This is a genomic window from Pseudomonas sp. MDT1-17 (genome assembly GCF_054898105.1).
The window spans coordinates 2,426,305-2,446,537 of record NZ_JBUBVM010000001.1 but is presented as its reverse complement, the minus strand read 5'-3'; the positions used below and the strand labels follow the sequence as shown (position 1 = coordinate 2,446,537).

The following is a 20,233-nucleotide window of genomic DNA, read 5'->3' as shown; positions in this document are numbered from 1 at the left end:
CACAGGGGTTCGCATTCCAATGTGGGAGCGAGCCTGCTCGCGAAGGCGTCTTCGAAAACGACTATAAACTCAACGCCCGATTCGAAGCCTTGATGAATTCCTGCTTCAGCTCTTCAAAGCTGTGCACCGCCGGGAATTGCGGAAACTCGCGAATCACATTGTCCGGCGCATGGAACAGAATCCCCGCATCCGCCTCACCCAGCATCGTGGTGTCGTTGTAGGAATCCCCCGCCGCGATCACCCGGTAGTAAAGGCTCTTGAAGGCCAATACCGACTGGCGCTTGGGATCTTTCTGACGCAATTGATAGTTCGTCACCCGCCCGGCATCGTTAGTAATCAGACGATGGCAAAGCAAGGTCGGGAAGCCCAGTTGACGCATCAGCGGCTGGGAAAACTCGTAGAACGTGTCCGACAGAATCACCACCTGGAAGCGCTCGCGCAGCCAGTTGACGAACTCGATGGCGCCGTCCAGCGGCTGGAGCGTGGCGATCACTTCCTGAATGTCGGCGAGCTTCAGGCCATGCTCATCAAGGATCCGCAGGCGCTGCTTCATCAGCACGTCGTAGTCAGGGATGTCCCGGGTGGTAGCCCTCAAGGATTCAATCCCGGTTTTTTCGGCGAAGGCGATCCAGATTTCCGGGACCAGTACACCTTCAAGATCCAGACAGGCAATTTCCACAAGACACTCCCATTTGTATTGATTATTGAGTCGAGCGAGCAAAAGGACTGCCGAACTCTAGCGACTCAGGCAGGCCCGCGCAACGCAGAGTGCGCGCCAGCGGCTGCAGGATTTTGTTACCATCAGGGCCATATAGAGCGCCCAGCGCCACCGACCTGTAGGAAGCCGCCCTGATGAGCCCATCGTTCGATGTCGTGGAACTCGCCACGACTTATGCCAACAAATCCGCCCAGGACATCCTGAAACTCGCGTTCGCCGAGTTTGGCGATGACCTGTGGATATCTTTCAGCGGCGCCGAAGACGTGGTGCTGGTGGACATGGCCTGGAAGCTGAACAAGAACGTCAAAGTGTTCAGCCTCGACACTGGCCGCCTGCACCCCGAGACCTACCGTTTCATCGATCAGGTGCGCGAGCACTACAAGATCGACATCGAACTGGTGTCGCCGGACTACACGAAACTGGAACCGTTCGTGAAGGAAAAGGGCCTGTTCAGTTTCTACAAGGACGGCCATGGCGAATGCTGCGGCATCCGCAAGATCGAGCCGCTTCGTCGCAAGCTCTCCAGCGTGACGGCCTGGGCCACCGGCCAGCGTCGGGATCAAAGCCCTGGCACTCGCAGCGCCGTCGCGGTGCTGGAAATCGACAGCGCGTTCTCCACCCCGGAACGCACCCTGTACAAATTCAACCCGCTGGCACAAATGACCAGCGAGGAGATCTGGGGTTACATCCGCATGCTGGAGCTGCCGTACAACAGCTTGCACGAACGCGGGTTCATCAGCATCGGCTGCGAACCGTGCACCCGTCCGGTGTTGCCGAACCAGCACGAGCGCGAAGGTCGTTGGTGGTGGGAAGAGGCAACGCAGAAAGAATGCGGCTTGCACGCAGGCAACATCATCAGTAAATCCAAGGCCTAACCCCCCCTCTACAAAAAATGTGTACACACGACTGTCACCATAGGTGCCATTTGTGTGTGCACTTTTCATTTCTACGCCCCCAAAAGTTACACACTCCCGCCCTGACTTCCTCAGTCGACCTTTCGTACAAACTCTGCTGAAAAATAAATACCTGTTCAAGTGGTCAATTTATATCGTCTTTATTTCAGCTACTTATCGACAACTGATAACAAAACGAAATTAGCGATGAAATTCATAGATCGGGATCTGGCATGGATCTGGCTTAAGTGCATACATGTTTTGTATACAATCATGCCAAAACATACACACACTTTAGATCCGCAAGCCTGAAGCGCCCTATCCCGTACAGGCTGCAGATGCCCCGTAACCAATGATGCTGACTGCCCGCGACGAAGATTTGTCGAGCCAACGCTCATGCACAGTCATCGCGGTGCCAAGCTCGGAGCCTGCCGGAATGCGTACTAGCCTCTCCAATAACAACATCGCGCTGGATCTGCCCTCCTTCCCACCTACTTCAACCACTCCCGACCAAACGTTTGAAGAACCCGTCGTGCTCAGCCCTCGCCTGCACAACAAGGACCTGGCGCCCACCAAGGCCGAAGGTCGACGCTGGGGCCGCTACAGCATCTTCGCCCTGTGGACCAACGACGTTCACAACATCGCCAATTACTCTTTCGCCATAGGGCTGTATGCCCTCGGGCTGGGTGGCTGGCAAATCCTGCTGTCCCTGGGGATCGGTGCGGCGTTGGTATATAGCTTCATGAACCTATCCGGTTACATGGGGCAAAAGACCGGCGTGCCGTTTCCTGTCATCAGCCGGATCAGTTTCGGTATTCACGGGGCGCAGATTCCTGCGTTGATCCGCGCCGTTATCGCCATCGCCTGGTTCGGAATTCAGACGTACCTCGCCTCGGTGGTTTTTCGAGTATTGCTGACAGCGGTTCATCCAGGCTTCGCTGACTACGACCACAACTCGATCCTCGGCCTATCGAGCCTGGGCTGGGTATGCTTCGTCGCGATCTGGTTTGTGCAACTGGCAATTCTCGCCTACGGCATGGAAATGGTGCGGCGCTACGAGGCGTTCGCCGGGCCGGTGATTCTGCTGACCGTCGCAGCCCTCGCCGGGTGGATGTACACCCAGGCCAACGCGACCATCGCCTGGTCGATCCGCGAACCGCTGACCGGCGCCGAGATGTGGCGCAACATCTTTGCCGGCGGTGCGTTGTGGCTGTCGATCTACGGCACGCTGATCCTCAATTTCTGCGACTTCGCGCGTTCTTCGCCGTGCCGCAAGACCATCAAGGTCGGCAATTTCTGGGGCCTGCCGGTGAATATTCTGATGTTCGCCATCATCACCGTCCTGCTCTGCGGCGCGCAATTTCAGATCAACGGCCGGATCATCGAAAGCCCGACCGAAATTATCGCCTCGATTCCCAACACCTTCTTTCTGGTGCTCGGCTGCCTGGCATTCCTGATCGTCACCGTGGCGGTGAACATCATGGCCAACTTCGTCGCCCCGGCCTTCGTGCTGAGCAACCTGGCGCCCAAGTACCTGACGTTCCGCCGCGCCGGCCTGATCAGCGCGACCATCGCGGTGCTGATCCTGCCATGGAACCTCTACAACAGCCCGCTGGTGATCGTGTATTTCCTGTCCGGCCTTGGCGCCCTGCTCGGCCCGTTGTACGGCGTGATCATGGTCGACTACTGGCTCGTACGAAAAGGTCAGGTCAACGTGCCGCAGTTGTACAGCGAAGATCCCAACGGCGCTTATTACTACAGCCGCGGTGTCAATTTACGCGCCGTCGCGGCGTTTGTTCCTGCCGCGCTGATCGCTATCGTCCTGGCGCTGGTACCGGGCTTCGACAGCGTATCGCCCTTCTCCTGGCTGATCGGTGCCGGGATTGCCGGGACGCTCTACCTGATCATCGCCAAACGGCAGCCCCATTACGCAGACGTCAGCGGCGAAGCCATCGCCGTCGATAACGTCAGCCATTAATCCCTTGGCGGCCCGGCACCGTCGGGCCGCAGAACCACCCCGCTATAAGGACTACCCATGCGAATTCTCGTGGTCAACGTCAACACCACCGAATCCATCACCCAGGCCATCGCACGCTCGGCCCAGTCCGTGGCTGCGCCCGGCACGGAAATCATCGGCCTGACGCCCTATTTCGGTGCCGACTCCATTGAAGGCAATTTCGAAAGTTACCTGGCCGCCATCGCGGTGATGGACCGGGTGATGTCCTACGACCAACCCTTCGATGCCGTGATCCAGGCCGGTTACGGCGAGCACGGCCGCGAGGGTTTGCAGGAGCTGCTCAACGTGCCGGTGGTGGACATCACCGATGCAGCGGCCAGCACCGCCATGTTCCTCGGCCATGCCTACTCGGTGGTCACCACGCTGGATCGTACCGTGCCGCTGATTGAGGATCGCCTCAAACTGTCCGGGCTCTGGGACCGCTGCGCATCGGTGCGGGCCAGTGGCCTGGCGGTACTGGAGCTGGAGTCCGATCCCGAACGTGCGCTGGAGGCGATTGTTCGTCAGGCGGAGCTGGCCGTGCTTGAAGACAAGGCCGAGGTGATTTGCCTGGGCTGCGGCGGCATGGCCGGGCTGGATGAACAGATTCGTCAGCGCACTGGCGTGCCGGTGGTGGATGGTGTGACGGCGGCGGTGACCATTGCCGAGTCGTTGGTGCGGTTGGGCTTGTCGACTTCCAAGGTGCGGACTTATGCGACGCCGCGGCCGAAGAAGATTATTGGTTGGGCGGAGCGGTCTGGTCGGTAGACCGCGTTATCGTTCTTCGTCGGATCGCCGCCCAGAGCAAGCTCGCTCCCACAGGGATCTATGTCGTTCACAATTCCAATGTGGGAGCGAGCCTGCTCGCGAAGGCAACACCTCGGTCTTGAGCCTGACTCAGAGCGCACTAAACCGCCGCCCCAACCCCTGCTCCGCAAACTGCTCAATGATGAAATCAACAAACGCCCGGGTCTTGCCCGGCAACAGTTTGTGCTCCGCGTAATAGATAGAAATGTTGCCATCGTCGACGTACCAATCGGGCAATACTCGCTGCAAGGTCCCCGCCTCCAGATAGCCCACGGCAAACGGCATGCTCACCAGCGCAATGCCCAACCCTTGAGCCGCCGTGGCACACGCCGCTTCCGAATCACTCATGGTCATCCGAGCCTTGAGCGTCAGCGGGCTGTGTTGCTGAGTGCGACTGGTCAATTGCCAGGAGCGCACACGACCGGTCTGCGGCGACCGAATCAGGATGCCATCGTGATGTTTGAGATCATCCGGCTCGACGATCGCCTCACGCCCCGCCAGATACTCCGCAGATGCCACCAGCACCCGATGCGCCGGCGTCAGCTTGCGCGCCACCACGCCCTGCGGCAGCTCGAATCCTCCACCAATCGCCGCATCGAAACCCTGAGCGATCAGATCGACCTGACGGTTATCGAAATGCCAGTCCGGGTTGATCGCCGGAAATCGACGTAGAAACCCTCCAAGCAACGGCACGATGTACAAACGCCCGAACACCGTGCCCATGCTGACTTTCAGTGTTCCCGCCGGTCGCCCCTCGGCGCTGGCCAGATTGGCCACGGCGTTCTGGATCGTGTGAAGACTGGAACTCACTTCGCCCAGAAACAAATGACCCGCTTCAGTGAGCGTCAGACTGCGAGTGCTGCGCTGAAACAGCCGCACACCCAGTCGCGCCTCGAGTTTGGCGACGCTCTTGCCCACCGCCGCCGGGGTCAGACTCAGCCGGCGGGCGGCTTCGGCGAAGCTGCCGACCTCGGCACTGCGCACGAAGCATTCGATACTGCTGAAGGTTTCCATAAGCGCCACTATAAACTTTTGGTTTACACAGACTATCGCAATTACCGTCTACACAGCCTGTAATCCTGCATCGATACTAGGCTCCATCAACCGAGACATTTCGCCTCGGGACTTTGGAGATCGATATGACTACTCAGAACCTCAGCGGCAAAGTGGCTTTGATTCAAGGCGGATCCCGCGGTATCGGCGCCGCCATTGTCAAACGCCTGGCTGCTGAAGGCGCGACAGTTGCCTTCACCTACGTCAGCTCCACGGCCAAAGCCGAAGAGTTGCAAAACAGCATCACCGGTAACGGCGGCAAAGCCCTCGCCATCAAGGCTGACAGCGCCGACGCCGAGGCCATCCGCAACGCCGTGACCGCCACCGTAAAAGCCTTTGGCCGCCTGGACATTCTGGTCAACAACGCTGGAGTGCTGGCCGTTGCCCCCTTGGAAGACTTCAAACTCGAAGACTTCGACCAGACCCTCGCGATCAACGTGCGCAGCGTATTCATCGCCACCCAGGCCGCGGCCAAACACATGACCGAAGGCGGTCGCATCATCAACATCGGCAGCACCAATGCCGACCGCATGCCCTTCGCCGGTGGCGGCCCCTACGCCATGAGCAAATCGGCGCTGGTCGGCCTGACCAAAGGCCTGGCGCGTGACCTTGGCCCGCGCGGGATCACCATCAATAACGTGCAACCAGGCCCGGTCGACACTGACATGAACCCGGCCAGCGGTGACTTCGCCGAAAGCCTGATCCCGTTGATGGCGGTGGGTCGGTACGGCAAAACGGAAGAAATCGCCAGTTTCGTTGCCTACCTCGTCGGCCCCGAAGCCGGATACATCACCGGTGCCAGCCTGACCATAGACGGTGGTTTCGGCGCCTGATGAGTTAAACGCAATACAAAATGTGGGAGCGAGCCTGCTCGCGAAAGCGGTAGTTCAGCCGACATCAATGTTGCCTGATCCACAGCCATCGCGAGCAGGCTCGCTCCCACATTTACCAGTGTCTTAGCACCTATCGCATCAAGCCCATTCAAGCGCCGGCAGGCCGAAGGCGCTCGGTTTGAACGCCGTCAGCGTACGAAGAATGCCATCGGCGTGTGCGTACTTTTCGTCCGCCATCGCCGCATCCGGGATCGCAATCGCCGTCATCCCCGCCGCTTTCGCCGCTGTTACACCAAACGGCGAATCCTCGAATACCAGGCAATCCTCGGGCGCGACACCCAGGCGCCGTGCCGCCGTGAGGAAGATGTCCGGCGCCGGTTTGGCCGCGCCGACTTCCGGGTCATCGGCCGTCACGATGAAATCGAACAGGGCGAACCAGTCGCGGTGCAAAGTGGTTTTCTGGCCGAACGACTGACGCGAAGAACTGGTGCCCACCGCGATCGGAATGTTGTTGGCCTTCAAGTGCCGAACCAGCTCCTGTGCGCCAGGCATCGCCAACGCTGTAGGAAAACGCTCGCGCATCAGCGGTTCGCGGATCACCAGAAACTCTTCGGCGGTAATCGGCAACTCCAGAGCCTCGACCACATAACGCGCCAAATCACCTGCGCCACGGCCGATGATGTTCTGTTTGACGCTCCAGTCGAAGACTCGACCGTAACGCGCGGCAATCATGGACGTGACCTCGGTGTAAATGCCCTCGGTGTCCAGCAACAAGCCGTCCATATCAAAAATCACGGCCTTGATCGGGCCGAACTCATTCAGCGGTGCATTCATCGCATCTGATCCGTTTTCTAATGACATCCCAGAGGCGGCTCAGGTACGGCCGGGTCCGCGATCGATTAAAGGTTTCAGCAGCATAGCGAGCGCGGCTGGCATAGGGCAACGGGCAATGCCTGAGCGGTACTAAAACCTGCGCCGAAGTGCTCTTCGTCATTTAACGATTTCCCCTACACCAAACACCTACTTTCCCGACTTCTTTCCACGCCGATCCTCCGCAAAGTCCCGCGTTCTGAATTGATCCACGCGAGAGACTGTGAATGTTCGTTCCTGACAAGGTCCTGGCCTTGAATAACACCATCGGGCTGCTGGTGGTCGCCGCCATGAATCCTGAGCAGCCGAACGTCGAAGCGCTGCTCGGTGATTTTCGTCTTTGCCTCAACGACTACGACGCCTGGGCTGAAAGTTTCTGGACCGGCAAGACACTGGATGTCGAGCAAGTGTTCAAGGTGGGTAACGAAGTTCGTCTTGTCGCGCCGAAGAACTCCACCACGCCTGTCAGTTCGACAGTCGCTGCGTGCTCTGCCAGTGGTTCTTTGACCCTGGTGCACATGTTCGATGCCGCGCGGTTTGTGCCGATCGGCAATACGCCAGTGATGCTTGAGCCGTTCATCTCTGAAGGCACGTTTGGCGAACCGATCTACCGCGAGATCGGCCCCAGCGGCATCCTGGAAATCCCCGATTGCGAGCGCAGCCTGCGGTATCGCATCACCTTTTTCCCCGACGTTTGCGCTAATCACGTCAAAGCGCTCTATGCCTCTTATCAAGGCGTCATCAGCGACCTGGAAGGCTGGCTGCGAAACGAATGGGCGACCGAATTCGAACGCTCGTGGGCGGAGTTCTCTGAGGCCGCTTTCAGCGAACGCTACCGCCTGCTGCAACAGGCTGATTGGCGCGGTTTCGAGAACTCGCTGAATGGTTTGTGGGATGACGTGAAGCAGGTCTACGCCTTGATCGCGGACCTGCAAGCCAACAGCGAAAAGCTCCTTGAGTACCTGACCGAGGTCGAACTTAAAGCGCTGCTGGACGCTTCGGCCGAGACCATTGCCAACGTGTTGCTGATGCTGAGCGATGAGCCGTTGATGTTCATTCATCTCGCGGCGATCACCAGTTGGCTGAGGATGTTGCCGCCGCAGCATATCGCTGAGGTCGTGGCGGAAATTCGCACAGGAATATTGATCGGATTGCTGTTGGCGCGCTTCACCGGCGCTACAGGACTGAAACTTGGCCTAAGTGCCAAGGTGCTGAACAAGGTCAAGTCGGAGCGAGCACGGAACTGGCTGGCGGCCGCGAGTTTGCGGCTGGCCGAACTGACCGCCAAGTCCGACCTGACCGCCCACGCAGGCGTACTCAAACCCCTCGCCGTCAGCGCCCGGCATGTTCCGCTGAACCCCGCACCCGAAGTGTCACTGCAGATCAGCGCGGGGGCTGCACCGGTTGTGCGGGTAAAGAACCCGGTCGCAATTGCTCGCGACAAGTCAGAGGCCATGACCCGCCTGGTTCGTCAGGAACATCGTGACGATGCTCCCGATCAGGCGAAAAACCCCAACGGCGACAGCGCCGATTGCGGACCGTTGACCTGTACCAATGGCTGTCCGGTATCGATGGTCACGGGCGAAGAACTGCTCACGCTGACCGATGGTTCGCTGGACGGGATTTTGCCGTTCGATTTCACCCGCCTCTATCGCACCAGTGCGGTGGAGATCGATTGCGGGCTCGGATTCGGCTGGAGCCATTCCCTCGCACATCGGCTGGATATCAATGAAGCACAGGTCGTCTGGACCGACCACGAAAGCCGTCGTACGACTTTTCCTCTTCCGAGTGTCGAGCGCCCGGCGATTCACAACAGCCTGTCGCGAGCGGCGATTTATCTGGGAGACGAGCCGGAAGAGCTGGTCCTTGCATTGGCTGGCGAAAAAGCGCGTTTTTTCCACTTTCGTGCAGGACGTCTGACGGCCATCAGCGATGCCTATGGCAATCGGCTGACAGTGCAGCGGGACACTTCTGACAGGATCAAGCGCCTCGACAACGGCGCCGGGCGCTCCCTGCTGTTGCGCTATGACCGCCGGCACCTGGTCGCCGTCGAGTATCAACGTTTTCATCCGGCCGACACCCTGGAAGACGCCTGGCGTACCGAGCAAACACTGGTTGCCTACCGCTACGACGCTTGTCAGCGCTTGATCGAAGCGACCAATGCCGCCGGCGAAAGCGAACGGTACGACTACGACGAGCAGCACGTGATTCTGCAGCGGCAGTTGGCCGGCGGAGCAAGTTTCTACTGGGAGTGGGAAAGGTCCGGCAAGGCTGCCCGATGCATCCGCCACTGGGCGTCGTTTTCGCAGATGGATGCGCGGTATGCCTGGGATGACCAGGGCAGTGTCACCGTTCAGAACATCGATGAGCAGCGAAGAGGTTTACGTCCACGACGATCGGGCGCGGCTGGTGCGCAAGGTCGGGCTGGATGGTGGCGAACACCTCAAGGCCTACGACGACCAGGGTCGGCTGATTGCCGAACAGGATCCATTGGGGGCGATTACCCAATACCGCTATGACGAGATCGGGCGGCTGGTCGCGCTGATCCCGCCGGAAGACGAGCCGACGTCCTACGAGTATCGCAACGGTTTCCTGCACGCGCGCTATCGCGGTAAAGCGGTCTGGAAGTATCAGCGCAATGCTCAGGGCGATGTCACTGAAGCGACCGACCCCGACGGCCATGTCACTCACTATCACTACGACGCTCAAGGACGGGTGCTGTCGATCCGTTATCCAGACAACAGTCGGCATGTCTTCGGGTGGAGCGCCCTAGGGCAACTGCTCGAAGAGACCTTGCCGGACGGTGGCCAGCGACGGTTTTCCTACGACGCTTTGGGCCGTCAGATTACCCGTCAGGATGAACACGCCGCTGTCACCCAATACCAATGGGACGCTGTCGGGCGTTTGATCCAGACGATTCTTCCCACAGGCGCCAGCCGCGCTTTCAGCTACAACGCCTACGGCAAGATCACCGCCGAACGCGATGAACTGGGGCGCGTCACCCGTTTTGAGTACGACGAAGACCTGCATCTGGTCAGTCGCCGTATCAACCCTGACGGAACGCAACTGCGTTATCGCTACGACAACGCGCAGCTATTGCTGACGGAAATCGAAAACGAATCCGGCGAACACTATCGACTGGACTACACACCCAACGGATTGATCCGACAGGAAATTGGTTTCGACGGCCGACGCACGGGGTATGCCTACGACCTCAACGGCCACCTGCTGGAGAAAACCGAGTTCGGCGATGACGGCACACAGCTGTTTACAAGTTACCAACGAGATTCGGCTGGACGTCTGCTGGTCAAAAACCTGCCCGATGGTGTCAACGTCGAGTATCGCTATGACAGCCTCGGCCGGTTGGTCAGCGTCGATGACAGCAACGATCACCCACTGGAGTTCGAGTACGACCAACAGAATCGCCTGATCACCGAGCATCAGGGTTGGGGCACTTTGCGCTATGCCTACGACGCCTGCGGCAAGCTCAACCACCTGCGCCTGCCGGACAACAGCAAACTCGATTACCACAACGCCAAGGGAGGTGCGCTGACGGCCATCGACCTCAATGGCGCCCGACTCACCACCCACCACTTTGCCTCCGGCCGCGAACAAAACCGCCAGCAAGGCCTGTTGCTCAGCGAATATGCCTACGACGATCAGAGTCGCCTGAAGGCTCACGCCGTCAGCCAACAGCAACAACCGCTGTATCGCCGCGACTATGCCTACAGCGCCAACGGCAATCTCGACAGCATCGCCGACAGCCGTCACGGCCAACGCAGCTATCAATACGATCTACTCGACCGCCTGATCCGCGTCCGACACTCCCGCGACCAACAGCCCGAAAGCTTCGCCCACGACCCGGCCGGCAACCTGGTGATGCAGGATCGTCCAGGCCCGACCACCGTCAAAGGCAATCGCCTATTGATACAAGGCGACCGCCATTACGATTACGACGCCTTTGGAAACCTGATCCGCGAGCGCCGCGGCACCGCACAAAAACTGGTCACCGAGTACCGTTACGACTGTCAGCACCGGTTAGTAGGCGTCACGTTGCCGGATGGACGTTGTGCCAGTTATCGCTACGACGCCTTCGGCCGCCGCATCGCCAAAACTGTCGACGGCAACACCACCGAATTCTTCTGGCAGGGCGACCACCTCGTCACCGAAAGCAGTCGCGAGCACTACCGCAGCTATGTCTACGAACCGGGCAGCTTCCGCCCACTGGCGATGCTCGACGGAAAAGGCCCGAAAAAGGCTTGCCCGTTCTACTACCAACTCGACCACCTCGGCACACCGCAAGAACTCACCGACTACAGCGGCGACATCATCTGGGCCGCCCGATACACAGCGTATGGCCGCCTGACCCGCCTCAACCGCGACACCCATCAGGTGCTTGATCAGCCGTTGAGGTTTCAGGGGCAGTATTTCGATGCGGAAACGGGCCTGCATTACAACCGGCATCGCTACTACAATCCGGATGTTGGACGGTATCTGACACCGGATCCGAGTAGGTTGGCGGGTGGGTTAAACGGGTATCAGTACACGCGGAGTCCGACGGGGTGGGTTGATCCGCTGGGGTTGAATGAGTGTCCTGGAGGGGATGGGTGTAAGAGGCCTTCGTTTGGGGATGAGGATCCGGTTGGGAAGATTAAGGTTGGTGAGGGGGAAGTAACAGCTCCCGTACCTGGCGTAAAAACTGAATATCTCTATCGAGGAGATTCGAAGCACCCCGAGGAAATATTCAGAACGGGATTTCGGAGTAAAGGGGAAAGCCGCGACCTATTGCTTCATGCTATTGACAGCGATGATCCGCCAAGCAATTTCATCAGCACATCTCCATCCCGGCGTACTGCCATCCAATTTGGTACAAGATTTGAAACAAGAAAAGGTTTCTTGTACACATTGAGAAAAATTGACGGCAGAGACGTCAATAAAGAGCTGAAAAATTTTGTTCCGTTTGCAGATGAAACCGAAATTGCGATTCCAGACAAAATTGATACCGCAGACATATTAGGTGTAACACCGTTAAAGAAGGACGGGGCCTATGTCGGATACTCCACGCCAAACCCAAGCAGGAGATAAAAATGGAAACCATCAGCATATCCATAGTCGTTGATGATCATACGGAGCAGGCACAACTGCAATTTGATGTTGCTAAAATATTTATAATTTTCACAATGAAAAATGGTTTTCGTAAAAAGTATGAAAGCGAAGACCTTTATTTATGCCTGGCAAAAATCAGGCATGATCTTCCACGTGTGAAATTCCTATGCAAAGGGTCCAAACTTAATGTAACCCCATCCAGAATGTGTTCTCAAATGAGTGGTGGATTCGTCGCATACGAACTAACAATGGGAAAATCCGCAACATTCAACGACATAGTTCACATATTCGATTACGAGGAAAATGATATTGCAAAGACATTGGAAGAACAGAAAGAATTTTATAAAACTTGGCTACAATCGCTAGAGACGGAGTAATCAAGAAAGTCAAATGGACAAATCTATTTAATACGATAGAAATATCTATCAACACCCACGGAATCACTAGAAAAGCCACTATCGAATGTGACCGGCAAAAGCGGACCTTAACTTTCATAATGGAAAACGGCTTAAGAAGAACATATACAGCCCAGGATCTTTACGCATGCCTTGGACTGCTGCGAGCAGACTTTCCAGAAGTAAAGTTTCTATGCAAGGGCGCCAAACTCAATGTTTACCCTTCACGTATGTCATCCCAAATGTCTGGCGGTGTAGTGGCGTATGAACTTCAGATGGGGAAACCGGCTAAAAATGAAGACGTGGTCAACATTTTTGACTTCGAAGAAAACGACATCACACATGATATTCAACAACAAAGGGATTTTTACAATCGCTGGATCACTTCGTTGGCAGAATAAATTGGTGTATCCCCCCGACTTGGTCGGCTAGCGCACTAGCATGGGGTGCTAGCACGTAAAAAATTAACGCCCTCCAAAAGCCCAGCAATTAGCTGGGCATGGGTATCGCATTAACGATTACGCATCGACTCGTATACATCTACCTAAACTCGGCCCTCCGAACGACCATCACCGGCACTGTCTGGATCTTCCAGGCCTGCTTCCACATCAGAGCGCTTCACATCGTCGCTCGGCACTTGCTCCACACCAGCGTCATCATCCGGCGGACGTTGATCGCGACTCAGGGAATCGGTCGGTGAAGGCAATGGATACTCTGGTGTTTCGTCGATGTCGGCGTCTTTCGGATCAGCGTTCATAAAGCACCTCTCGAGGGGCCTGAAAAGCAGGCCCTGACATTTCGAGGATCGCGCCATGCATGCGTTCGATCTGAGAGACGATCGGTCGAGTGTGTCGCCAAGCATGGTCAATTGTCGTCCTGGTCCTCATCCTCGTCTTCAAACTCGATATTTCCTACATCACCTGCATCATCGGAATCATTGAGCGGCACCGTTGCGTCATCCATCAGCGAGCCAGGGTCTTCGTTACCCGGATCGTTAATGAACGGAAGCCCGCTCGGGCCTTTTTCTTCCTTGCCTTCGGTTTCAGGAGTCATGGCATGCCTCACAACGTTCTGGGGTGTATGAAGTTCGAGGCGACCTGCGAGCAAACGTTCCAGATTCCTGCTACCAGAAACGAAAAACCCGGCGCAGGGCCGGGTTTTTGGTGTAGCTCGATGCACTCAGTGATGTTTGTTTTTGTGCTTATTTTTGTGCTTATGTTTGTGACCGCTACCGGAGTGCGAACTGCCGCTGTCGCTGTCGCGACCCAAGTTGTTGCCGACTGCCCCGCCCGCCGCGCCGCCAAGGCCTGCGCCAATGGTCGAACCGGTAGAACCGCCGAGGCTATTGCCAATCACCGAGCCACCAGCCGACCCTAAACCACCACCAATCGCCGCTTCTGTGCGACTGCCTTTGTTTGCGCCGACCGCGCTACCTGCCGCGCCGCCCAAACCGGCGCCAATCGCTGCACCCGTGCTACCGCCCATTTGCTGGCCGACCACGTTACCTAACGCACCGCCAATACCACCGCCAACTGCAGCGGTGCCGTCACCGGCTGCCATTGCACCTTGAGCGACCAAAAGTCCCAGAACCAACGTGGACAATGTCAAACGCATGATATGAACCTCTAAATTCCGTATCGGGGGTAAGAGAACGCGTTACGGATGGCGTGAGTCTATCTTCTTCTTCACGTCAGCGCTGTTCGTTGGACAGCTGTAGACCTAAAGAGTATGAAGAAGAAACATCCAGATACGAAAAGCCCGGCATTAGGCCGGGCGTTTTGAACTTAGCGATCAGGATCAGTGACGCTTGTGACCTTTGGCCAGGTTGCTGCCCACGCCGCCGCCCAATGCGCCGCCCAAGCCTGCGCCGATGGTGGAACCGGTCTTGCCGCCCAGGCTGTTGCCGATCACCGAACCGCCGGCCGCGCCGACACCACCACCAATGGCTGCTTTAGTGCGACTGCCTTTGCGTGCGGCAACAGCGCTGCCGGCTGCGCCCGCTACACCAGCACCAATCGCTGCACCGGTGCTGCCGCCCATACTCTGGCCGACCACATTGCCCAGCGCGCCACCCAAACCACCACCGATCGCGGCAGTGCCGTCACCAGCAGCCATTGCACCTTGAGCAACCAAAAGCCCCAGAACCAGAGCAGGCAGTGTTAAACGCATGACAAGAACCTCAAAAAAGGAGTAACCGAAAGGGGCGAGATTGAATGCTTTAGAGGAGACAAAGTCCAGACCCGCACGGGTTCAACCTCGCTATAGGCGACGGTTGGACAGCGTTTTTAGAAAAGGTTTTATGACAGGCAAAAAAAAGCCCGCTGGGGAACGGGCCAGGTACTGCTTTCTAACGGATGAGTTGAGCTTACGTAGGTAGGTGTGAAAAGTTTGTGAAAAAAAATTACCAACAGCTAGTTATGTACCTGTAGTCCAATCCCAAATGAAAACCCCGCTCAATGGCGGGGGGGCTGTACGGTTGATAGTCACTTCCTGGTAGGCACCTTGGGCATAAACTTCGCCTTGGGCCCTCGGCGCACCGCAGCTTTCAATTTCTTGTTTTGGACCGTGTCTTCGCCAAAGCCCGACACATACTCCGTTTGGCCACACTGGACGCAATTGTTGATCGGAAACTCTGCCCCTTCCTCTTCGATATACGGATCAGTCATACCTTTCCCCTCTCAAAAGGGTCGACTCCGGCAAGAACTATTTGCCTAAAAAATATCGACCACCCAGGATTTTGAGACTAGCCGGTCATTACTGGACTTGTGATTCAGATTGTTGCATGCCCGACGAATGGCTCCAGCCTCACTCACCTCAGTTTGACTGCCGTCCCGGTCACAAACACCACCACCATCCCGCCCTTCCCTGCTGGCATGCTGATCTCAAAATCAAGCCCCACCACCGCATCAGCCTGAAGTGCCCGTGCCCGCTCCTTCAGTTCGTCGGTTGCCTGAATCCGTGCTTCCTTCAACGCCTGCTCCAATGTCTGAGAGCGCCCACCGAAAAAATCCCGCATCCCGGCGAACATATCGCGGATGACGTTGACACCCTGCACCGACTCGGCACTGACGATGTCCAGGTAAGCGGTAATTTGTCGGCCTTCGATGGTGTGGGTTGTGGTGGTGATCATTAAATTTCCTTCCTCACACTCGGGAATATTGACTCAAGGCAACCTTGACAGATGTTGAGCCAGCGCATCAAACGCGGCAAGGTGACCGGATCGTTAGCCGGGTTACTGGCAACAGGATGCGAGGCATAGCGAACGATCACCATCTCGGCTTTCGGGTCGACATAGAATGAAAGCACCCAGCCACCTGGCTTTCCAGCATGACTTCCCACATGCCTATCACGCGTCCTACATTAATTTCGGAAGCGCCTTCGCCGATAGGCTTGGGTCAATAACATTGCCATCCACAAAATCCAGACAGCAGAAACCACAAAACCCCTGACTTCTCTCGAAATCAGGGGTTTTGGTTACATCGAATTTGGCGGTGAAGGAGAGATTCGAACTCTCGATACAATTTCTTGTATACACACTTTCCAGGCGTGCTCCTTAAGCCACTCGGACACTTCACCGTATCTCTTCAAACATGTTCTGTCTGTCGAGGCGCGCTAATGTAGTCGAAAGCTTTTCTGATGGCAAATATTTTTTTGAGAATTTTCATGCGGTTAGCGATTTAGTCGTTCCGGGGAGTTGCGAGCCATGGCAAACCGGCCAATCTCCGGCGTCGCGCCCCGCTTCTATATAGAGGGGAATGCGCCGCTGGCGTGGCGGGCGACGCTTGCCGGGCGGGATAAGGGTGACTGGGTGGTCAGTCACGGCGCTTTACCTTGCCTGCGGCGGTGGGTAACGTCTGCCCTACTTTATTCAAAGGAATAGCGTCATGAGTGAGTTGATTTCCTACCATCTCGAAGACGGTATCGCGACCCTGACCTTGAGCAATGGCAAGGTCAATGCCATCTCCCCGGACGTGATTGCTGCGTTTAACGCTGCGCTGGATCAGGCGGTGACTGATCGTGCGGTGGTGGTCATTACCGGTACGCCCGGGATTCTGTCGGGCGGTTATGACTTGAAGGTGATGACCTCCGGCCCTAAAGAGGCCGTGGCGCTCGTGACTGCCGGTTCGACGCTGGCCCGTCGTCTGTTGTCGCACCCGTTCCCGGTAATCGTCGCGTGCCCTGGGCATGCGGTGGCCAAGGGCGCGTTCCTGTTGTTGTCGGTGGATTACCGCATTGGTGTCGACGGCCCGTTCAGCATTGGCCTGAACGAAGTACAGATCGGCATGACCATGCACCACGCAGGGATCGAACTGGCACGTGATCGTCTGCGCAAGTCGGCGTTCCACCGCTCCGTCATCAACGGTGAGATGTTTAATCCGCAGAGCGCCGTGGATGCCGGCTTCCTCGATCTGGTGGTGTCGGCCGAAGAGTTGCAGGGCGCGGCGCTGGCGGCGGCTCGTCAGTTGAAGAAGATCAACATGACCGCTCACAAAAACACCAAGCTGAAAGTGCGCAAAGCACTGCTGGAGACGCTGGACAACGCGATCATCCAGGATCAGGAGTTTTTGGTTTAAGCCCAACGCTGGAAAACCGAAAAGCCCGACCGTCGTGTCGGGCTTTTTCTTACGCACTCTATTGAAAAGCCTACAACCGCTCTAGGTCGCGTCTGACCCATAAGTCGGAAACATGCGCTCAAACATCGCCTATCTCCCACTTCTATAGCGGCAATTGCCGAAAACAGTGCACATCCGTACACTGCGCCACCTTTTGTCTCGGTGGGGCCTGTAAATGCTCTTTGTGTTTCGTATGTTGTTGATGAGCCTGCACTTTATTCTGGCCGGTGTGCTCGGGGTGATACTCGGTCTGTGCCGACCGTTCAATCCCGACAACAGCCGTTTGTGCGCGCGACTTTATGCATGGCCGGCGATGTGCATTTTGCGTCTGCGGGTGAAGACCGAAGTCGGAGCCTTGATGGATAAACCCGACAGCTGCGTGATCATCGCCAACCACCAGTCCAACTACGATCTGTTTGTGTTCGGCAACGTGGTGCCCCGCCGCACCGTGTGTATTGGCAAGAAGAGTCTGAAGTGGGTGCCGCTGTTTGGTCAGTTGTTCTGGCTGGCAGGCAACGTGCTGATCGATCGCGGCAATGCGCAGAAAGCGCGCCAGTCGATGTTGACTACTACCCACACGCTGCAGAATCAAGACACCTCGATCTGGGTCTTCCCGGAAGGCACGCGCAACTTGGGCGAAGAGCTGCTGCCGTTCAAGAAAGGCGCCTTTCAAATGGCCATTGCTGCCGGGGTGCCGATTGTTCCGGTGTGTGTCAGCAGTTACGTTAAACACATGCGATTGAACCGTTGGCACAGTGGGGAGATTCTGATCCGTTCGCTACCGGCGATTCCTACGGCTGGATTGAGCCTGGATGACATGCCGCTGCTGATTGCCCAGTGCCGCGAGCAGATGCGCGAGTGCATCGCATCGATGGATCGACAACTGCAAGCCGCGTAAAAGAAACCCGCCCTGTGCGGGTTTTCTTTTGCCAGCGAACTCTAAAGATTTCACTGACTCTCAAACAACAGACAAGGCTAAGCTGAACACTGCCTGCCACTGCCATCTGCTAATAAGAAGTGAACCACCATCATGGGTAGAGTTGTTGCTGCTGCGGTTTACAGCGCCGGTAAGAAAGTCACCAATATCTCCCTCGATGAAGGCGCTGCCTGGGCTGCAAAGCCTGACCACTTTGTGTGGATCGGCATGGAAGAGCCGAACGCGCAGGAGCTGGCCAACCTGCAACGCCAGTTCAACCTGCACGAACTGGCCATTGAAGACGCCCTGGAAAAACACAGCCGACCGAAACTGGAAACCTTCGGCGACGCGCTGTTCATCGTCACGTATTCGCCGATCCGGCATGAAGGCAAACTGCAGTTCATCGAGACTCATATCTTTGCGGGCAACGGTTACATCATTACCGCACGCAACGGTCACTCGGCGTCCTACGCTCATGTCCGACAGCGTTGTGAGGCGCGTCCACTGTTGTTGGAGCACGGGGAAGATTTCGTACTCTATGCCCTCCTCGACTTCGTGATCGAAAACTACCAGCCGGTGGGCGAAGCGATCCATGCCGAGATCGATGCGCTGGAGATCAACGTGCTGTGTAGCCACCTGAATGAACGCGATATCCAGAAGCTCCACAGCTTGCGTCGCGATGTAGTGCGTTTGCGCCGGTATGCGGCGCCGATGGTGGAGATCAGTGAGGAACTGCAGAAGCTGAACTTCCCGTTCATCGACAAGAACATGCGCCCATACTTTCGCGATGTGCAGATTCACGTCACGCGGCAGATGGAAGACCTGACGACCCTGGCGGATATTGCCAGCCAGACCATTGAGGTTGGGGTGTTGCTGGAGGCATCACGCCAAAGCGTGGTGCAGCGCAAGTTTGCGGCGTGGGCGGCGATTCTGGCGTTCCCGACGGCGGTGGCCGGGATATACGGGATGAACTTCCAGAACATGCCGGAATTGACGTGGCATTACGGGTATTTCGCAGTGTTGGGGTTTATAGCGGTCGGGTGTGTGGGTTTGTGGGCGAGTTTCAAAAAATCCGGGTGGTTGTAGGATCCCGTTCTTTCAGTGAGAACCGGTTGTCCCCATTCGCGAGCAAGTCGAATCGTCGCACCGCCGCTCCCACATTAAACCGCGGTCAAATGTGGGAGCGGGCTTGCTCGCGAAGCTTTTGACTTTATAGCGCTTCAGTTGATGGCTTGTGCGCCACAAACCGCATCATCCACTCCGCAACGGTCGTGCCGTGATGCTCGAGGTCAAGGCTCGCCATTCCCTTCGAATAAATCTGCTCGCCCAGCGCTTGCTGACGAATATCCAACAGCGCGCGCGAGTAATCGTGAATGAATTCCGGATGCCCCTGGAAGCACAGCACCTGATCGTTGATGTGGTACGCGGCAAACGGGCAGAATTCGCTGGAAGCGATGACCGTGGCGTTTTCCGGGAGCGCGGTGACCTGATCCTGGTGGCTGATCAACAAAGTCAGCTCTTCCCTCACCGGGCTCATCCATGGCGCCTTGGCGGCGAGTTTGTAGCTGTGCGTGCCGACGCCCCAGCCCTGGGTCGCACGTTCGCTTTTGCCACCCAGCAGCAGCGCCAACAGTTGATGGCCGAAGCACACGCCCAGCAGTTTGTCGCCGCGCTCGTAGCGGGTCAGCAGGTAAGTCCTGAGGGTTTCAATCCACGGGTCGGTGCCGAAGGAATCGGCCTTGCTACCGGTGACCAGGTAGGCGTCGAAGGTCAGCTCATCACTCGGGTACTCGCCCTGCATCACGTTGTACACGGTGAACTCGGCAGCGATGGGTTGCTGCGAAAACAGACGCTGGAACATCTGCCCGTAACCCTGATATTGACCGATCAGTTCCGGACGCAGGATGTCGGTTTCCAGAATGCAGATGCGTAACGACATAAAAAATACCTGACACTTGATGGGAATAATGCACACCCCAGAGCCTGCCTTGAAACAGGGTGGCAAGGCAAGCCCCGGAATGCGTCACCCGTCC

The 20,233-nt window shown here is 57.0% G+C and carries 19 protein-coding genes, 1 tRNA gene and 1 pseudogene; 10 read left to right on the top strand and 11 right to left on the bottom strand.

The genetic code is table 11. The features are described from left to right. Window positions 1–61: 61 nt before the first annotated feature. On the bottom strand, window positions 62–679 hold the full coding sequence (thrH, locus tag ACYZTX_RS11360) for a bifunctional phosphoserine phosphatase/homoserine phosphotransferase ThrH (RefSeq protein ID WP_462034123.1): 618 nt from the start codon (window positions 677–679) through the stop codon (window positions 62–64). 173 nt (window positions 680–852) lie between these two features. Here thrH and ACYZTX_RS11355 point away from each other — a divergent pair, with 173 nt between their 5' ends. The 3 genes from ACYZTX_RS11355 (at window position 853) to ACYZTX_RS11345 (ending at window position 4,375) form a co-directional block, all read left to right on the top strand. Then, a complete protein-coding gene (locus ACYZTX_RS11355) occupies window positions 853–1,593 on the top strand; it encodes a phosphoadenylyl-sulfate reductase (RefSeq protein WP_282378673.1) in 741 nt (246 codons plus the stop codon). Window positions 1,594–2,047: 454 nt separating this feature from the next. Then, window positions 2,048–3,589: an NCS1 family nucleobase:cation symporter-1 gene (locus ACYZTX_RS11350; protein ID WP_462034122.1), complete on the top strand. Its 1,542-nt coding sequence runs from the start codon at window positions 2,048–2,050 to the stop codon at window positions 3,587–3,589. A 57-nt stretch (window positions 3,590–3,646) separates the two neighbouring features. Then, window positions 3,647–4,375 (top strand): aspartate/glutamate racemase family protein, encoded by a 729-nt coding sequence (locus ACYZTX_RS11345; RefSeq protein ID WP_462034121.1) that lies wholly within the window; start codon window positions 3,647–3,649, stop codon window positions 4,373–4,375. Between the two features lie 129 nt (window positions 4,376–4,504). Here the strand turns inward: ACYZTX_RS11345 and ACYZTX_RS11340 are convergent, their stop codons facing one another. Then, a complete protein-coding gene (locus ACYZTX_RS11340) occupies window positions 4,505–5,428 on the bottom strand; it encodes a LysR family transcriptional regulator (RefSeq protein WP_462034120.1) in 924 nt (307 codons plus the stop codon). Window positions 5,429–5,553: 125 nt separating this feature from the next. On the opposite strand from ACYZTX_RS11340, the gene ACYZTX_RS11335 reads away from it, so the two are divergent. After that, window positions 5,554–6,300 carry a 3-oxoacyl-ACP reductase family protein gene (locus ACYZTX_RS11335; RefSeq protein WP_462034119.1) on the top strand — a complete coding sequence of 249 codons (747 nt, stop codon included), beginning with the start codon at window positions 5,554–5,556 and terminating at the stop codon, window positions 6,298–6,300. A 138-nt stretch (window positions 6,301–6,438) separates the two neighbouring features. Here the strand turns inward: ACYZTX_RS11335 and ACYZTX_RS11330 are convergent, their stop codons facing one another. Next, window positions 6,439–7,134, bottom strand: coding sequence for an HAD-IA family hydrolase (locus ACYZTX_RS11330; RefSeq protein ID WP_462034118.1), 696 nt, complete (start codon window positions 7,132–7,134; stop codon window positions 6,439–6,441). A 263-nt stretch (window positions 7,135–7,397) separates the two neighbouring features. On the opposite strand from ACYZTX_RS11330, the pseudogene ACYZTX_RS11325 reads away from it, so the two are divergent. The 3 genes and pseudogenes from ACYZTX_RS11325 (at window position 7,398) to ACYZTX_RS11315 (ending at window position 13,072) form a co-directional block, all read left to right on the top strand. Beyond that, window positions 7,398–12,255 (top strand): annotated as a pseudogene (locus ACYZTX_RS11325) (RHS repeat-associated core domain-containing protein). 2 nt (window positions 12,256–12,257) lie between these two features. Continuing rightward, window positions 12,258–12,653: a hypothetical protein gene (locus ACYZTX_RS11320; RefSeq protein ID WP_462034117.1), complete on the top strand. Its 396-nt coding sequence runs from the start codon at window positions 12,258–12,260 to the stop codon at window positions 12,651–12,653. Continuing rightward, complete coding sequence (locus ACYZTX_RS11315) at window positions 12,635–13,072, top strand: hypothetical protein (RefSeq protein WP_462037022.1); 438 nt, start codon at window positions 12,635–12,637, stop codon at window positions 13,070–13,072. Before ACYZTX_RS11320 ends, ACYZTX_RS11315 begins: the two co-directional genes overlap by 19 nt. A gap of 143 nt (window positions 13,073–13,215) precedes the next feature. On the opposite strand, the gene ACYZTX_RS11310 is transcribed toward ACYZTX_RS11315, so the two are convergent. From ACYZTX_RS11310 to ACYZTX_RS11280, 7 genes are all read right to left on the bottom strand, one after another. Beyond that, entirely contained in the window at window positions 13,216–13,428 is a 213-nt protein-coding gene (locus ACYZTX_RS11310; RefSeq protein ID WP_462034116.1) for a hypothetical protein, read from the bottom strand. A 107-nt stretch (window positions 13,429–13,535) separates the two neighbouring features. Then, window positions 13,536–13,724: a hypothetical protein gene (locus ACYZTX_RS11305; protein ID WP_462034115.1), complete on the bottom strand. Its 189-nt coding sequence runs from the start codon at window positions 13,722–13,724 to the stop codon at window positions 13,536–13,538. Window positions 13,725–13,850: 126 nt separating this feature from the next. Beyond that, window positions 13,851–14,285: a glycine zipper domain-containing protein gene (locus ACYZTX_RS11300; RefSeq protein ID WP_462034114.1), complete on the bottom strand. Its 435-nt coding sequence runs from the start codon at window positions 14,283–14,285 to the stop codon at window positions 13,851–13,853. 183 nt (window positions 14,286–14,468) lie between these two features. Then, window positions 14,469–14,840 (bottom strand): hypothetical protein, encoded by a 372-nt coding sequence (locus ACYZTX_RS11295; protein WP_059404653.1) that lies wholly within the window; start codon window positions 14,838–14,840, stop codon window positions 14,469–14,471. Window positions 14,841–15,154: 314 nt separating this feature from the next. Then, entirely contained in the window at window positions 15,155–15,337 is a 183-nt protein-coding gene (locus ACYZTX_RS11290) for a hypothetical protein (protein WP_462034113.1), read from the bottom strand. 143 nt (window positions 15,338–15,480) lie between these two features. After that, a complete protein-coding gene (locus tag ACYZTX_RS11285) occupies window positions 15,481–15,801 on the bottom strand; it encodes a YbjQ family protein (protein WP_462034112.1) in 321 nt (106 codons plus the stop codon). Between the two features lie 356 nt (window positions 15,802–16,157). After that, a tRNA-Ser gene (locus ACYZTX_RS11280) sits at window positions 16,158–16,247 on the bottom strand. A 308-nt stretch (window positions 16,248–16,555) separates the two neighbouring features. Between ACYZTX_RS11280 and ACYZTX_RS11275 the strand changes: the two genes are divergently transcribed. The 3 genes from ACYZTX_RS11275 to ACYZTX_RS11265 all read left to right on the top strand — a co-directional run bounded on the left by ACYZTX_RS11275 (window position 16,556) and on the right by ACYZTX_RS11265 (window position 19,286). Next, window positions 16,556–17,245 carry a crotonase/enoyl-CoA hydratase family protein gene (locus ACYZTX_RS11275; RefSeq protein ID WP_462034111.1) on the top strand — a complete coding sequence of 230 codons (690 nt, stop codon included), beginning with the start codon at window positions 16,556–16,558 and terminating at the stop codon, window positions 17,243–17,245. 214 nt (window positions 17,246–17,459) lie between these two features. Next, window positions 17,460–18,182 (top strand): 1-acylglycerol-3-phosphate O-acyltransferase, encoded by a 723-nt coding sequence (locus tag ACYZTX_RS11270; protein ID WP_462034110.1) that lies wholly within the window; start codon window positions 17,460–17,462, stop codon window positions 18,180–18,182. 132 nt (window positions 18,183–18,314) lie between these two features. Further along, entirely contained in the window at window positions 18,315–19,286 is a 972-nt protein-coding gene (locus tag ACYZTX_RS11265) for a magnesium and cobalt transport protein CorA (RefSeq protein ID WP_462034109.1), read from the top strand. Window positions 19,287–19,410: 124 nt separating this feature from the next. Here the strand turns inward: ACYZTX_RS11265 and ACYZTX_RS11260 are convergent, their stop codons facing one another. Further along, window positions 19,411–20,139: an amidotransferase gene (locus ACYZTX_RS11260; protein ID WP_462034108.1), complete on the bottom strand. Its 729-nt coding sequence runs from the start codon at window positions 20,137–20,139 to the stop codon at window positions 19,411–19,413. Between the last annotated feature and the right edge of the window lie 94 nt (window positions 20,140–20,233).

What these genes read in the sequence shown, in the direction of transcription:
- ACYZTX_RS11270 (WP_462034110.1), top strand. Translation starts at nt 17,460, where the DNA reads ATGCTCTTTGTGTTTCGTATGTTGTTGATGAGCCTGCACTTTATTCTG.
- ACYZTX_RS11350 (WP_462034122.1), top strand. Translation starts at nt 2,048, where the DNA reads ATGCGTACTAGCCTCTCCAATAACAACATCGCGCTGGATCTGCCCTCC.
- ACYZTX_RS11275 (WP_462034111.1), top strand. Translation starts at nt 16,556, where the DNA reads ATGAGTGAGTTGATTTCCTACCATCTCGAAGACGGTATCGCGACCCTG.
- ACYZTX_RS11305 (WP_462034115.1), bottom strand. Translation starts at nt 13,724, where the DNA reads ATGACTCCTGAAACCGAAGGCAAGGAAGAAAAAGGCCCGAGCGGGCTT.
- ACYZTX_RS11355 (WP_282378673.1), top strand. Translation starts at nt 853, where the DNA reads ATGAGCCCATCGTTCGATGTCGTGGAACTCGCCACGACTTATGCCAAC.
- ACYZTX_RS11265 (WP_462034109.1), top strand. Translation starts at nt 18,315, where the DNA reads ATGGGTAGAGTTGTTGCTGCTGCGGTTTACAGCGCCGGTAAGAAAGTC.
- ACYZTX_RS11290 (WP_462034113.1), bottom strand. Translation starts at nt 15,337, where the DNA reads ATGACTGATCCGTATATCGAAGAGGAAGGGGCAGAGTTTCCGATCAAC.
- ACYZTX_RS11345 (WP_462034121.1), top strand. Translation starts at nt 3,647, where the DNA reads ATGCGAATTCTCGTGGTCAACGTCAACACCACCGAATCCATCACCCAG.
- ACYZTX_RS11310 (WP_462034116.1), bottom strand. Translation starts at nt 13,428, where the DNA reads ATGAACGCTGATCCGAAAGACGCCGACATCGACGAAACACCAGAGTAT.
- ACYZTX_RS11340 (WP_462034120.1), bottom strand. Translation starts at nt 5,428, where the DNA reads ATGGAAACCTTCAGCAGTATCGAATGCTTCGTGCGCAGTGCCGAGGTC.
- ACYZTX_RS11300 (WP_462034114.1), bottom strand. Translation starts at nt 14,285, where the DNA reads ATGCGTTTGACATTGTCCACGTTGGTTCTGGGACTTTTGGTCGCTCAA.
- ACYZTX_RS11320 (WP_462034117.1), top strand. Translation starts at nt 12,258, where the DNA reads ATGGAAACCATCAGCATATCCATAGTCGTTGATGATCATACGGAGCAG.
- ACYZTX_RS11295 (WP_059404653.1), bottom strand. Translation starts at nt 14,840, where the DNA reads ATGCGTTTAACACTGCCTGCTCTGGTTCTGGGGCTTTTGGTTGCTCAA.
- ACYZTX_RS11260 (WP_462034108.1), bottom strand. Translation starts at nt 20,139, where the DNA reads ATGTCGTTACGCATCTGCATTCTGGAAACCGACATCCTGCGTCCGGAA.
- ACYZTX_RS11285 (WP_462034112.1), bottom strand. Translation starts at nt 15,801, where the DNA reads ATGATCACCACCACAACCCACACCATCGAAGGCCGACAAATTACCGCT.
- ACYZTX_RS11330 (WP_462034118.1), bottom strand. Translation starts at nt 7,134, where the DNA reads ATGAATGCACCGCTGAATGAGTTCGGCCCGATCAAGGCCGTGATTTTT.
- ACYZTX_RS11335 (WP_462034119.1), top strand. Translation starts at nt 5,554, where the DNA reads ATGACTACTCAGAACCTCAGCGGCAAAGTGGCTTTGATTCAAGGCGGA.